Origin of the sequence: Pseudomonas sp. TMW22090, from assembly GCF_022496665.1 — a bacterium.
GTDB classification, from domain to species: domain Bacteria; phylum Pseudomonadota; class Gammaproteobacteria; order Pseudomonadales; family Pseudomonadaceae; genus Aquipseudomonas; species Aquipseudomonas gregormendelii.
In genome coordinates this window covers 280,446-294,967 of the sequence record NZ_SCFH01000006.1, presented here as the reverse complement: position 1 = coordinate 294,967, position 14,522 = coordinate 280,446, and the positions used below count along the sequence as shown (strand labels likewise).

At 58.5% G+C, this 14,522-nt stretch carries 6 protein-coding genes; 3 read left to right on the top strand and 3 right to left on the bottom strand.

From position 1 onward, the window contains the following. Window positions 1-33 precede the first annotated feature (33 nt). Window positions 34-2,445, bottom strand: coding sequence for a glucose/quinate/shikimate family membrane-bound PQQ-dependent dehydrogenase (locus EQV97_RS18665; protein ID WP_240889473.1), 2,412 nt, complete (start codon window positions 2,443-2,445; stop codon window positions 34-36). Window positions 2,446-2,657: 212 nt separating this feature from the next. Beyond that, window positions 2,658-4,040 carry a carbohydrate porin gene (locus EQV97_RS18660; RefSeq protein WP_276614316.1) on the bottom strand — a complete coding sequence of 461 codons (1,383 nt, stop codon included), beginning with the start codon at window positions 4,038-4,040 and terminating at the stop codon, window positions 2,658-2,660. A 384-nt stretch (window positions 4,041-4,424) separates the two neighbouring features. On the opposite strand from EQV97_RS18660, the gene EQV97_RS18655 reads away from it, so the two are divergent. From EQV97_RS18655 to EQV97_RS18645, 3 genes are all read left to right on the top strand, one after another. Continuing rightward, a complete protein-coding gene (locus tag EQV97_RS18655) occupies window positions 4,425-4,655 on the top strand; it encodes a VF530 family protein (RefSeq protein ID WP_045058041.1) in 231 nt (76 codons plus the stop codon). Between the two features lie 17 nt (window positions 4,656-4,672). Further along, on the top strand, window positions 4,673-5,290 hold the full coding sequence (locus EQV97_RS18650) for a Pr6Pr family membrane protein (RefSeq protein WP_240889472.1): 618 nt from the start codon (window positions 4,673-4,675) through the stop codon (window positions 5,288-5,290). Window positions 5,291-5,560: 270 nt separating this feature from the next. Then, on the top strand, window positions 5,561-6,781 hold the full coding sequence (locus EQV97_RS18645) for a hypothetical protein (RefSeq protein WP_240889470.1): 1,221 nt from the start codon (window positions 5,561-5,563) through the stop codon (window positions 6,779-6,781). Window positions 6,782-6,913: 132 nt separating this feature from the next. On the opposite strand, the gene EQV97_RS18640 is transcribed toward EQV97_RS18645, so the two are convergent. Continuing rightward, window positions 6,914-14,221 carry an NEL-type E3 ubiquitin ligase domain-containing protein gene (locus EQV97_RS18640; protein WP_240889467.1) on the bottom strand — a complete coding sequence of 2,436 codons (7,308 nt, stop codon included), beginning with the start codon at window positions 14,219-14,221 and terminating at the stop codon, window positions 6,914-6,916. Window positions 14,222-14,522 lie beyond the last annotated feature (301 nt).

Genomic DNA, 14,522 nt, shown 5'->3' with positions numbered 1-14,522 from the left:
AGGGGTCGCCTTTCGTTTAACCGCCGCTAATACTTACTCGGACAGTTTATAAGCAATGACGTAGTCACCCTGCCGGGTGCCCAGCGAGCCATGACCGCCGGCCATGACCAGCACGTACTGCTTGCCGTCCTTGCCGGTGTAGGTCATCGGCGTGGTTTGCGCGCCGGCAGGCAGGCGGCCTTCCCACAGCTGCTTGCCGTTCTTCACGTCGTAGGCACGCAGGTACTGGTCGAGGGTGCCGCTCAGGAAGCCCACGCCACCGGCGGTGACGAAGGTCCCGCCCAGGCTCGGAACGCCCATGCTCAGCGGGATCGGTACTGGCGAGCTGTCACGCACGGTGCCGTTCTTGTGCTTCCACAGGACTTTCGAGGTGGTCAGGTCGATCGCTGCCACATAGCCCCAGGCCGGTGCCTGGCACGGCAGGCCCATTGGCGACAGCAAGGCTTCCAGGACGACGCCGTATGGCGCACCTTTGTTTGGCTGCACGCCTTCGGTTTCGCTTTTACGCGGGCCTTGGGCAGCGATTTCGGCGGCCGGGATCATTTTCGATTTGAACGCCATGTAGCTTGGGTTCACGAAGGCGATCTGGCGCACCGGGTCCACCGAGATACCGCCCCAGTCGAACACGCCGAAGTTGCCTGGATAGACGATCGAACCCTGCAGCGAAGGCGGCGTGAACGGGCCGTCGTAGCGCATGGATTTGAAGTCGATCCGGCAGATCAGTTGATCGAACGGGGTCACGCCCCACATGTCACGTTCCTGAAGCGGTGGTGGCATGAGGTTCAGGTCGGATTTTGGCTGCGTCGGCGAGGTATGGTCGCCCGCAACAGCGCCTTGCGGTACCGGCACTTCGTTGATCGGCACGATCGGCTTGCCGTTGGTGCGGTCCAGTACGTAGATGCTGCCCTGCTTGGTGGAGGCGAGCACCGCTGGCTTGACGCCGTCAGCGGTTTTCAGGTCCATCAGGGTAGGCTGGCCACCGACGTCCATGTCCCACAGGTCATGGTGGGTGAACTGCATGTGCCAGCGCACCTGGCCAGTGGCGATATCCAGTGCGGTCAGGCCGGCAGCGTGCAGTTCCGACTCAGGAGTACGATCGCCACCGAATTGGTCCGGGGTCTGGTTGCCCATTGGCAGGTAGAGCATGCCGAGTTTTTCGTCGACCGCGAACATCGACCACATGTTTGGCGAGTTACGGGTGTAGACCTGGCCCTCGGCAATTGGTGTGGTGTCGTCCGGTTTGCCGCTGTCCCAGTTCCACACCAGCTTGCCGGTGTGCACGTCGAACGCGCGGATCACGCCGCTTGGCTCGTCGGTGGAAACGTTGTCGGTGACGTGACCACCAATCACCACCAGGTCTTTGGTGACCGCGGGTGGCGAGGTGGAGTAGTAACCGCCGGCATTGAAGCCGCCGATGTTGGCGCTCAGGTCGACCTGGCCACCGTTACCGAAGTCTTCGCACATCTTGCCGGTGTCGGCGTTCAGGGCGATCAGGCGGGTGTCGGCAGTTGGCAGGAAGATGCGACGCGGGCAGGCGTTGCTGGCCGGCGCCGGGCTGGCAGTACCGGTCGGGCTTTGCTCGGACGCGTAGACGGCGTCGTCGTGATACGACACGCCACGGCAGGTCATGTGCGCCCAACCCTTGAAGTTCGCCGCGTTCTGCGTGGAGAGCTTCGGATCGAAACGCCAGATTTCCTTGCCCGTGTCCGGATCCAGAGCGATCACTTGGCTGTGTGGCGTGCACACATACAGCATGCCGTTGACTTTCAGCGGGGTGTTTTCCGCAGTGGTCTCGCCTGGATCGTTCGGCCCCGGGATGTCACCCGTACGGTATTCCCAGGCCGGAACCAGTTTGTGGGCGTTTTCCGGGGTGATCTGCGCCAGTGGCGAATAACGATCACCGTGGGCGCTACGGCCGTAGGAGTTCCAGTCACCGTCTGGCATGGCCGGGGCGGTGTTGGCCAGGCCCGGCACGCTGTCGCGGTCCAGTTGGCCCTTGATTTCACCCGGGTTGGTAAACTGGCTGGCCAGTGCGGTTGCACCGGCGATCACCACGGCCACGGCCAGAACGCCGGTGGTCATGGGGCCCGTGCCTTCGCGCAACATCGGACGGCGGAACCACGGCAGCAACATCACGATGCCCAGGGCAAACAGCAGCGCCAGGCGTGGCACCAGTTGCCACCAGTCCAGGCCCACTTCCCACAGCGACCAGACGGTGCTGGCGAACAGCACCAGTGCGTACAGGCTCAGCGCAGCACGTCGTGCAGCGATCAGCAGTGCGCCGGTCAGCGTCAGGCCGATACCGGCCAGCAGGTAGTAAAGCGAGCCGCCCAGCATGCTCAGCTTGATTCCCCCGGCCAGCATGGCCAGGCCCATTAGCAAAAGCAGAATGCCGAGCAGAGTCGGCAATAGACGGCTTCGACTCAAAGCACCATCAGTGCTCATAGTGTGGTTCTCCGTGACGTTTTAAGTAGTCCCGCGCAAGTTCACTGTAGATGACGATCTGGCGTGGGCATGGTTCAGATAAAAAACTGCCCTGTGTGGGAGCGAGCTTGCTCGTGATGGTCGTTAACGATGACGCTGGGTGCCTGGTGCCCTGCGGTGTTCTCGGGTCCATCGCGAGCAAGTTCGCTCCTACAGTGGGGTTAGGGTGTCGTTCAGAACGAAGACTGGATCTTGATCCCGCCAATCAGTGCGTCATCGACCTGGTCCACTCCACCCGGGTGGCGGATGTACTGCAGGTTCGGGCGCACGGTCAGCCAGTGGGTGACGTGCACGCCGTAATAGAGTTCGGCGCTGTATTCGGTGTCCTGCGGCGGCAGGTAGGACGGATCGTCGAAGTCGGACACGGCGCGAGCCTGGTTGGTCGCCTCGGCGTTCTTGCGATAAGCCGGGTTGACGTGCACCCGCGCCATGGCGAAACCGATATCGTCCTTGGCCCGTGCATCGAACAGGCCCTTGTAGACGACTCCGGCCTGGACATAGTTGTCGATGGCATTGGTTTTCTTGTCGTGCATCGTGCCGTTGGCGAACACGCTCAGCCCCCGGGAGTTGTCACTGGCACGGCTGGTCAGTTGCTGCTGCACGCCAAGCCACAGGCCATGTTTGCTCGAAGCACTGCGGTAGGCCTCGCCGCTCAGGGCTGCCGGCTGGCCATTGCTGTCCTTGTAGGCATCGGTGGCCTTGGCGTTGCTGTAGTAATAGCCGACGCGGTATTCGCCTGGCAGGCCATTGACCTTGGGTGACCACACCAGCTCCACCGGCAGGATCGCACCCTGGGTGCCGCTGCCACTGAGCTTGAAGCCATTGTTGCGGTCCAGGTTGGACGGGTTCTGCTCGTACGCCCCGACCTGCGCGTACAACTCTGGCGTCAGGTGATATTTGACGCGCAGGGCCCACTGGCTGACCGGCCAGTTGTACCAGATGCCACCGACCCAGTTGCCGACCTGGGAGCCGCAGAACGCCAGGTTCTGGAAGTCGCACGGGAAGCTGTTGAAGTCCTCGCCTTCGCCGAAGCGGCCGGCCTTGATGTCGAGCTTCTGGTCGAAGAATTTCTGCTGGTACCACATCTGCGTGAGGCGCCAGGTCTGTCCACGTCCCCAGACTTCCTGGGCTGAAGTGAAACCACCGACGCGCGGGTCATTGATGCGGTCGTTGCTGATGTTGTTGCCACTGCGTTCGGTAATAGTCAGTTGGAACTCGGCGTCGTTCCAACCCAGAATCTTCTGCAAGTCCAGGTGCGTGCCGAGCCCGAACTGGTCGCTGTAGCGCGCGGTGCGATCGTGGTCGTAGCCACCGTGCAGGTTGCTGCCCATTTCACCAGTGTAATCGACCTTGAAGTCATAGCCTTTTTCCGCAAGCTCGGTGCGGCTGCCGTTCCAGTCACCCAGCATCCAGGGCGATTCGCTATCGAAGGCTGGAGCGGCCTGGGCACAGGTAACCAGGCTCATCGCGGTGAAGCCGCCGATCAGGTGGAGCATTTTCAGGCGGGCGACAGGTGCGCAGACAGCGCTGTCTTGCGAAACGTGCAAATAGGGCATGGGAAAAATTTCTTTGATCTTTTTCTGGGGGGTGAACTGAAAGGCGCAAGGGTGGAGCAGGCAGCAGAAGCGTTTCAGCCGGGAAGGGCGTAAGGATAATGTTCTGTTACAAATAGAGAAAGGGCTTTCGCTGAGATGCATCCTTTCGGATTTGGTAACAGTCGTGTGCGACCTCTCGCCGCAGAGGTTTAACAGGCAAAAGCAACCCTGTGGGAGCAGTCACCCGGCGCATCGCGAGTCAGGCGAGTACGGCAAACCGCAGGAGCTGCCGAAGGCTGCGATCTTTTCTGCTTGGCCTACAGTTAACTCAACCCTTTCACCCATTGAAGCCGTCGGCTAAGGTGCGCGGCTTCTTTTTATTCTTTCTTCGCGCAAAGGCCCGGCATGACCGAACAGAACAACAACCCGCTGCACGGCGTGACCCTGGAACAGATCCTCAATGCCCTGGTCGAGCACTATGAATGGTCGGGGCTGGCCGAGCGTATCGACATTCGCTGCTTCAAGAGCGATCCAAGCATCAAGTCGAGCCTGACGTTCCTGCGCAAAACCCCCTGGGCGCGGGAAAAAGTCGAGCAGTTGTACATCAGGCTGATGCGCACCAAGCGACCGCTTTGAACAGGCTTGGCCAAGCCGTGGCAAGGCGACGTTTCGTCGCCGTGGCAGCCGTGCTTGGCTGGTCGGGGCTGAGCATTCAGCTGTACCTGATTCTCTATTCGCGCTTCACCCTCGAGGCCAGTCTGATGGGTGGGCTGGTGAGCTTCTTCAGTTATTTCACCGTGCTGAGCAACACCTTGGTGGCCACGGTCCTGACCTGTGAGCTGACTTCCCGTGAATCAGCCACGCGACGCTGGTTCCTGCAACCGTGGGTGAGCAGCGGGGTGATGGTAAGCATCATCGTGGTCGGGGTGGCGTACAGCCTGTTGCTGCGACATCTGTGGCACCCCGAAGGCTGGCAGTTCCTGGCCGACGAACTGATGCACGACGTGATGCCGTTGCTGTACCTGGCCTATTGGTGGTTATGCGTACCCAAGGGCACGTTGTGCCTGCGGCACATTGGCCTGTGGGTGATTTACCCGATCATTTACTTCGTGTATGTGCTGTTTCGCGGACACGCGTTGGCGGTGTACCCCTATCCGTTCATCAATGTGGACACGTTGGGTTACCCACAAGTGCTGATCAACGCCAGTGGAGTATTGGCCGGGTTCGTGGCGAGCGCGTTGGCCGTATTGTGGTTGGATCGGCGTCGCTGACAGCACCTTTGGCAACATGAAAACTCCTGAATAGGTTGCTACGTAACAGCCCATAATGACGGTGCGTGCGGATTCGCTTTGAAAAAATGGGAGTATTCCTATGTCGCTTGATTGGGCGGCGTGTCTATTTATAAGTGTCGTTCGTTCATTGCAGATGCACAGGCGGATTTCCGATTGCTCATTAACTTTGCAGTCAGAATTGCATCCCTAAGAAAGCACTGATTAATGGCGGTCGGTGTCGTATTTAATACTTAAAGGAAAGCAAGATAAATGGACCTGTCGCGTGTTTCTACTTCAATACTTCTTCGAGGGTTACTGGTAGCTGTCCTTGCGGGCGCTGCAGGGACAGCCTGTGCGGCTGATGTTGATCTTGATTTTGAGTTTGTTCCAGACGCTGGCAACCCCAACAATAAAATGTTCACTAACAAATCGGCTATCACTGGGATCTGCGCGCAGCAACCGGATAAGTGCGCCGCACCGAATACAGGAAGCTCGCAAGTCAATGTTCGCTTTGACAGTGGGCCCATCTATGACTTTCGCGCAAATACGATCCAGTTCAGGATGCCGTCACCCAATAAGTTCTGGGTAAAAGGCGCTAACGGAAAAGAATACTCGGTCACACTTCATATACGCGGGGTAGGTGCCCGATATGACCTTAGTCCTGCGACCGTATTGTCGCTCACGGGTAAACCCCCCCCTGAGGGGCATAAGGCTCTGTGGGCAGGTGGATGGTTTGAGGCTGTCAATGCGCCATGTCGCGCTATCCCTGGCCTTGACTCGGGAATGTCGATGGGTTTTTACAGTTTTTTCTGGTACGGCCCGGAGGGTTCGGTCTGTGGCAAAAAAACAATGTTCAGCCTTCCCAGGCTGCTTCTCGATTCGATGAATTTTATTTATGAGATCGATACACCCAACCCTTATGAAATGGATGCAGGTCTTTATGAGGGGGTCATTTTTTATAATGTAGCATCTGAGTTTGATCCTGGTTATTTTTTAAAACCCTATAAGGCCTTGATCGAGGTGAAGGTCTCGCTGAGAGTCACCCACGTGTTGCGGGTTTTTATTGTGGGTGGCAATAAAGTGGTGCTTCTCCCTCCAGGTGGCTGGGATCACTGGGAGAGCACTGGGCGACCGCCAACATTGTTGCATGGTAAAACTGAATTCCTTCTCGATGCTTCTTCACCGTTCACCGTGAAATTGCAATGCGAGGTGCCCTTGATAGGTGACTGCGGTTTGAAAAGTAGCACAGGCAAAATTATAAAACTCGGTACTTTTTTCTACCCTCCTGAAGGCGTTATGGATGAAGCCGGAGGCTCGGAATTCAGTTATAGGCTCTCCGCGTGGAAACCCAGAAAATTTAGCGTCTCCAAATACGTTTCAGGAGCGATGGGGAGCCTGTCTTTTGAAATCCCGGCCAGTGCATTCCCGTCGATGCAGACCGGAACGACGTATTCCGGCACTGTCACGGTTATCTGGGATTCGCAGGTTTGAACGCAGAACCAGCCACCGTAGAGTGACTGGTTTGCCAACGCACCATGAACCAAACCTTTAAAGGTCGCCCGTTGCAAGTGAGCGCGCTTGACCCAGGTCGCCGACGTCGTAGCGACGCCGGCGAGTTCGAGGTTACCGGGCAGGCTTGAAAAACCTGTCCATCAGCGGTCCGTAAAACTTTTTGTAAAACGATTCCATGACAGCAGGTTCAACGTTACGCACTGCATCCGCATCCTCTACCGATAATCCTCTGTCTGCGAGCATCGCGGCTCTAACCTTCGCATAGTCCCCGGTCTCGGTGTCCAGTATCAGCTCATTCAAGTGCTCACTGGCCTGTTCATACTCCTGCGGGAACTGACGTTTCAGAACCTCACGCATCGCTTCTGAATTGAGCAAGTAGGAATCAAACCCGCCGTTCGTCTTTTTCTCGTTGTCCAATACGTAAGCTTTAGCGTCGGCAAAGTCTGCCGGTTGCAAACGGGAAGATGGAAGATAAAGCATGTGGGAGGTTTTTCCAGGCAAGTCAAGATCCTGATGCAGTTGCTCCCTCAATGCCAGGTAAACCTCGATCTCGTCGATATACTCATTTTTATGGATTGCTTTGTTGATAAATATCTGTGCAAATTTATCAAGTTTCTGCAGTCGAAACAGGTTGAGTAACTTCAACTTAAGTGTGTCGGGTGTATTGTCGAAGTTGCCCTTGGTGACGTCGGATAATAGCTCCAGTTCCTGCATTTTATTGTATATCAAGGAAACTCTGTCATCGCAAGTTGCAGTGGCTTGATCCGCCAGTAGAAACATCCGCTCGCGCAAATCATCATCGGTTCTCAGTTTTTTTAGCAATGCCGGCACCTCTTCTTTGAATACCTCAATGTCGGAGCTGCGCGACCTGTGCAATCTATCCAGATAGGCGGAGAATTGCTGCGCATGTACTTCATGGTCATGGGCAAGCCACAGGGCTTTCTCGTTTTCCCCCTCGCCCGGTGAGTACCAAGCCGACACTGCATCGCTGGTTGGCCGCGCCAGCCCCACCGCGGAGTCATCGTCTTGAACGAAGCGCAGTCTCGGACCGGAATAACCCGGAGCCGCCATGGCGTCTTCGTATTGCCGCTGAATACGATCACTGAAGCGGTTGTTGAGCAAGTTGACATTGACGCGAGGGCTCAGGTCCATAATAGATGCCGGAATCGTCGTGAAGTCGTTCGATGCCAGCTCCAGACTGTCCAAATGTTCGAACCCCGATAATGGAGTAAGATCGTGTAAATGATTGCCTCTAAGATCCAGATGTTGCAGATTTTGCGCATGCAACGTTTCCATCACGGACAAGTCTTCTCTCAGGTTATTGTTTTCGAGAAGCAGTGTCCGTAATTCTGGTAGTTGCCGTGGAATATGTCGCGCGCCCAAGGACAGCCTCGGATTACCTGAAATTCTCAGATGCCTTACATTTGACCAAACCTCGGGTGTGTGAAAGTCGGATAACTGCGCATTTGAGCTAATGTCTATGCGTTGCAGATTGGACATTTCGCGCAAGTCGATGCTTTTTGTTTCACTGCAAGCCGTAATGGTGAGTTTTTTTAATTCAGGCATATCCTTCGCATTTAGCTGCACTGACGGAAGCCGGAACCGAACATTGTTGAATTTCAGTTCGTTCAGCTGCCGTGCTCTTTGCGGGAGGGTCACCGTAAACTCAGTTCCGCTTGCCGCACCCCGGAGGGCCTGAATATCAATGTTTAGCACGGTGGGCATATCCTCGGGCAAGCGAACATGTGTCTCACATCCTTCACCAAGTATTACTTTGAGAGTCTTCAGATTCGCAGGGATATCTTCACTCTTGTAGAGCGTCATCACCGCTGAGGGCACTGCATGCATGAACGCCCATACCGGGCGGCGGTCTCGTTCCAATAGTTTGTCAAGGACCAGTTCTTCTCGCAGATCCCACAATATATCCCCGTTGTCATCTATGGTTTTGAATGAATACATATAGGCGTAAACTTGCGATGGATGGGAAAACATGCCTTCGTTATTTAGCACAATATGCAAGTCCCTCTCACGCCCAATGTTAGTATCCCTGGGAGCAACCTTGTATCGCTTCCAGCCCTGATGTTCCAAAAATTCACCGGCCCATACGGGTGTCCTGCCGCCCTCTATTCGATCTGACAGCAATGCCATTTTCAATATCTGGCCGTCATTCGTGTTCGGGAATGAGAATTTTCTCAGGTAGTTGCGCGCAGCTTTTTCGTCAGCAAAGTCGGCAGTCCTGGCGAGTATCTGGATCTTTGCGCGAACCCTTGCGCGCTCGGGAAATTGCTCAATAAAGTCAGGGCCATCGTGGCCATGGACCCGATTCGCAATCAGGCGATTACGCGACATCGGGTCCAGGACATCAAATTGCCTCAGGTAAGCACGTGCAATGTCCTCGCTGGGAAACGCTTCCTTCTCGACACTCAGCAATTGCAATGCGGAGTACAGGTCGAGTTTGGCTTCGGACCTGCTGTACTTGACAGCCCAGATCGGCCAAGCCCTTCGACGTTCCAACTCAGCGCTTTTCCGCCAGTCGTAAGCCAACCATTGCCCCAAGGTATGTCCTTTGGGCGCCGTCGAGAAATCAAACGACTTGAGCAATGTTTTGCCGGTAGTGCTATCTATTTTTTTTCCGGTGGGAGGTAACACACCCAGCAATCCAAATACTTGCGAGACATTCTGCCTATCTCTTAAAAAAAGGTTAAAGTGTCGCGGAATCATGGTTTTTTCAAGAAACGCCTTCTTCAACGTATTATGGATTCCAGCATTAAGATTGCCTTGATGGTCAATAAGGTTGAATAGTTGCAAAAACTCCTGCAATTGCTCCGGGCTCCTGGGACTCGACGCCCCCACGCCCCCGCCCCGCAAGCCCCCTTTGTCGGCCCGCCAGTGATCGTCGCGATAATGCACCGGCTCGCCCGGCCCATGCGGCTGTAGCGGATCGCGCACGCGCACCGTCGCCCAGGCATTGTCGGATTTCACTTCGTACACCAGGCGCTGGTTTTGGAAAAGACTCGTGATATAGACCTTGCCTTCATGGTTATAGAAGGTGCCGTCAGCGGCCTTGCCCGGAGGTGAGGGGAGTTTCTGCAACTGGTCCAGGGGCACATCGCTGCACGCCAGGGCGTCGTTGAGCAGGCCCAGCGGAGTGAAGGCTGTGCTGTGTCGCAGGACTTCGGAGGGACTGTTGGGGCGCCACTTGTCGACCGCACGCAACAACCCGCTACGCATGAGTGCGCGCCCGCCTATGCGCAAGGCCGGGGCAACATCCAGCCCATCCAGTCCCAGGAACATCAACTGCTCCAAGCCTTCGTTAAGCTGGCCACGCTTGAAGTGGTGCACCGCATTGCTAATGTCATAGCCGCTCAACCCCAAGGTCAGTGCCCCGCAGCTCACCACTGCGGTTCCCAGGCTGCCCGCGATGCAGACCCCGCCGGCCGCGCCCCGCAGGCCTTTGACCATTTGCTCGGCTATCACCTCGTGGCGGCTGGTGGTGGCCTCGCGGATATTGTCGATACCGTCCTGCAACCACTGGTCGCCGACGAGTTGGGTAAAGTCGGTGATCGGGGCGCTGGCCACCCCGGTGTCGCGTTGGCCGCGTTGGACCGCGTCGATGATCGTCTTGTCCCTTATCAAGGTGCGTGCCAGCAAATCGTCGTAGTACGCGCCAGGGGTTGTTATCAGTCGCTGGTAGTCCGAGAGCTTCAGCAGTTCCAGGCCGTAAGGCCCCTGTAAAAACACGTAATCGCTGCGTCGTGCTTCAGCGGTGCGCAGTCCCGTAGCACGCTGGCGCAACGACAACACCAGCACCTCGGGAATCCGCCGCCCGTCGACCTGGAATGTCTGCAGGCTGGCCGTTCCCGTGACCGTGACCGTGGGCAGGCCGTCCAACAGGGTCTTGAACTCTGCGGCGGTGTACGAGTCGATCATCCCATCGACTCGCGCCTGCTCCAGCGTCCCCCGCAGTTGCTGCTCGATCAAGGCCGTTTTCAGTTCGCCGAATTTCTTCCCGCGCAGGTCGTTGGGCTCGCGCCATTGCTCCAGGTATTTGACGTACTGATCGCCCGCGTAGCTGGCGCGCAGATGCTGCTGGACGCTCTGCTTGACGCCGGGGCTGCCCAGTGCCTGGACCACGGCCGGATCCTCGTGCTTGAAGCGGGCATCGGCGAGGAAGTTGTTGCTGGACGCAAACGGGTTATCGCCGTGTTTGCGGTAGCCTTCCAGGACCCAATCGGTCCAGCTCAGGGTCTGGTGATTGAAGGTGATCAGGACGGCGTCGGCATCGACGGTGGCATTGCTCGCCAGCCCGCCCTGCTTGCGCAGGACCTTGGTCAATTGCCGGGTTTCGTTGCGCCAGGTGAACGCGCGCAACGTGGGCAGGTACTCGTCGATGAAGGCTGCTGTTTGCTGTTCGCTGTGTGCGGCGTCGGCGCTCAGGCGGGCGAGCTCAGGGTTTGCGTCCAGCCTTTGCAACCGTGCCTGCTCCCTGTCCAGCCACACTGCGGCGTGGTCTTCAAGCTTTGCCTGCAGGCTGGCGCCGGGGTAGGTGCGGACCGGCAAGTGTTCAGGTGTCCAGGCATCCGGGCGTTGCCCGAGTTCAGCGAAGGCTCGCCGTAACACGGCCCGCTGTGAGGGTAATGCGGCCTCCAGGGCCAGTTCGGGCAATGGTTTGAGGGCAGGATCGGGCGCGGCCTGTGAGGCTGGGCGACTGGCAGCGGGGCCTGGCGTTGCCGGTGGCTGGACCTCGGCATGCAGGGACTGGCGCATGCGCTTGTGATCCAGGTGCTGGAACATCTCCTGCTGCGAACTGAACGGCTGCACCCGCCGCTCTTCAGGGCGGTACAACACCACGCCGGCCTCCGCGCCGCGGGCATCACGCAAGGTAAACACCAGCAATTGCGGCAAGGTCAGCAGGACAGCATCCGCGCCCTCGCCGACAGACAGCTGCAGGCTGCCGACCTCGACCTGCGGGTCGTCGTTAAGCGCCGCCGTCATCACCTGCAGTCCCGGAATATACGAATCGCCACTCAAGTAGCCCTTGAACTTGCTTTCCAGCACGGCCCGTTGCAGCTCGATTTTAAAGGCTTCGGCCAAGGCTGGCTGCAAGGGCTGGCGTTGCGTCTCGAATTGCCGCAGCGAGTCATACTTCAGCTCAGCCAGGCGCTCGTAACGTTCTTCCTGGGTTTGCACGGTCGTCAGCCACAGCGCCTGTTCGTCGGCACTTGCGGCGTGCAGCCAGTGCTCGGCCGGCAGGTCGCTCTGCAGTTCGCGCAAGCGCTCTTGCTGTAACCGCTGATCTTCTTGTTGCTCACGGGACGGTGGCTGATCGAGCAAGGCGATGACTTCCTCGACCACGGCCTGCCTAGCCGCCTGCGGGCCCGTCCCGGCCTGGGCCGGCAGGGCACGCCGATGACGCACTGGCGCGGGGTCTTCAAGGGCATCGAATTCCTCGAAGTCGGCGTCGAACCCGGGCGTAGCAGTGCCCAGTAGCGGCGCCAGCGACGGGCCAAAATCCTGGTACAGCAGGGTGCTGACACAGACCTGTTGCGCATTGGCATCGGGTGCGGCGGGACTCGTCCTGAGCGTCTCCCAGTCAGACACCAGCTTTTCCCAGCTGGACATCAGCGTGCCCCCGGGCCCGATGTGCCAATGGTTTTTCAGCTTATAAAGCAAGATCTGTTCATGCAGTGGAGGCGGTGCAAATACCGGCTCGCTGCCAGGCCGGGGATCGGGATTGGCGGTTATGGCCTGGTACAGCGCGTATGTTCCCGCCCCGCCCACTGTGCTGGCAGCGACAATGCCCAGGCCGGTCCCCAGTGCTGGCCAATGCTGGCCCGCTGCGGCAATGGGCGCGGTGGTCGGCTGGTACACCGCGCTTGAGGCCTGACAAAGCGGCGTCTCGACATCTGTCTTCTCGCACACGTCGGACGAACTGGTTTTCCAGAGCAAGCTGACGGTACCGCTGACGACACGTTGAGCCACGTATTGAGCGGCCTGCATGATGCCCGTCGGCCGCGCCCCGTTCGAGGTGGCTGGCGGCTCGGTAACGCCAGGCGGCAAGTCGTGCCCCCAGCGCTGTGCGCCACCTTGCTCGAGTAGATGCTGGTCGGCGTTGCGCTGCGCTCGTGCACCAGGGTTATCAACCGCTTGTGTTGTCCCGAGCGGCACGGACGCTGGGTTCAGCCACTCAGGCAGCGAACTTGACGCCGATTGCGCGCACTGCATGAGGCTTGCGCAATTGCCATTCAGTCGACCCAGCTCCTGCAGGATGCGCGGGATCTCCGACGAGGGGCTGCCGAAAAATTTGCTTAGCTGGCCGGCGAACGTGTCCTGACCCCAACCGACCATCGCCGCGACCATCAGGCTCACTGGAATCAACGGCACCGCCGTGTTGTAGAGGTTGCTCAGGCCGTAAAGCACCGTGACCGGGGTCAGCACCCCCTGTTCCAGCGCTTTATTGACGCCCTCGAGAAACTGGCTGAATGTGGAGGCTTGTTGCAGCTGTGACCAGTTCGCTTGCCAGTTTTCACCGAGGGCCTGCGCACTCACCTGCCCCTGGCAATAATTGCTCAGTTGCCTGGCCACCGCCGTGGACGGCAGGCAGTGGCGCAACAGCCAATGGCTAATCTGCTGCGCCACCCCGACGGGCAACTGCACGGACCACTCATGGCGATGCAGCCACTGGTTGAGCTGGCGGTACTGAACAAATTGTTCACGGTCAAACGCCTGCGGTTCGACTCGGCTCAACCGGTCTTCCAGGCTCGCCTGTTGCTGGACGAACCGCTCGGGTAACTGCTGGTAATCGGTATAGGCATTCTTGCCACTGTTCAAGTCCCTTTCAATCATCATGCCCTGAACAACCGCCAGGTGATTGAGCAGCAGATTGCTGGCCGGATCGACGCCGGCGTAAGGTCCGCCCTGCCACACCGCATCGCGCAGGGCGCTTGTCAGCACCGAGTCGTACGCCTGTTCCAGGGTGCAACCGCGGCCCAGCGCCGCAGTCAGCGCTTTGATGGCTGCTGTCAGTACCGAGCCGTACTTCTCTTCCAGGGGGCACCCGGTGCGCAGGAAAACACCAGGGGGCTGCTTCGCATCCGCATCGCCCGTCAGGAGCTCCTCCACCTGCGTATCGCGTGTCAGGTGTTGCCAATGCGCCACGACAATGGCCAGCAGCGCCGATTGCAGACGCGGGTGCAAGCCATCAGGCGCCGACAGCAACATCAGCAGCGCGCCGTATGCCTGCCTGGGGGCCGGCGTATACCACGACTCCCCGCGATGGGTCGTGATCAGCGGTACCAAGGGGAGCGCTGGCTCGCGGACGCTTTGCAATAACGCCGCCACGCCGGAAACAGCCTGCCTGAGGGTGCTGGCTATTTCAGTGACAGAAATGCTCGGGCGTAAGAGAGGAATAAAACCCATGCGACGCTTCTCCAGTGATGGGTATCCAGGTTCTGAAGCGTGCTCGATACGCCGAGGGATGGCGCAGCAGCGCTCAGGTCGCTGCGAAGGTGCAGCGCACCGGAGTTATCGCTTGCGGGGGAGCCATCGACTTGCACAAAACGCGCATTGAGCGGGTCGCAGGCGGCCTGCTGATCCAGGCCGGGCGTCACTGCTGGCCTGGAGATGGGGCACAGCAGGCGCGCGGCTGGATTCGCCGGCGAACTGCCGGATACATGAGGACAATCTTTTGTTCTTCAGCCCCTGCCGCAATCCCGGGTAA

Coding starts and splice junctions, on each gene's coding strand:
- EQV97_RS18665 (WP_240889473.1), bottom strand. CDS start 2,445: ATGAGCACTGATGGTGCTTTGAGTCGAAGCCGTCTATTGCCGACTCTG.
- EQV97_RS18660 (WP_276614316.1), bottom strand. CDS start 4,040: ATGCCCTATTTGCACGTTTCGCAAGACAGCGCTGTCTGCGCACCTGTC.
- EQV97_RS18655 (WP_045058041.1), top strand. CDS start 4,425: ATGACCGAACAGAACAACAACCCGCTGCACGGCGTGACCCTGGAACAG.
- EQV97_RS18645 (WP_240889470.1), top strand. CDS start 5,561: ATGGACCTGTCGCGTGTTTCTACTTCAATACTTCTTCGAGGGTTACTG.
- EQV97_RS18640 (WP_240889467.1), bottom strand. CDS start 14,221: ATGGGTTTTATTCCTCTCTTACGCCCGAGCATTTCTGTCACTGAAATA.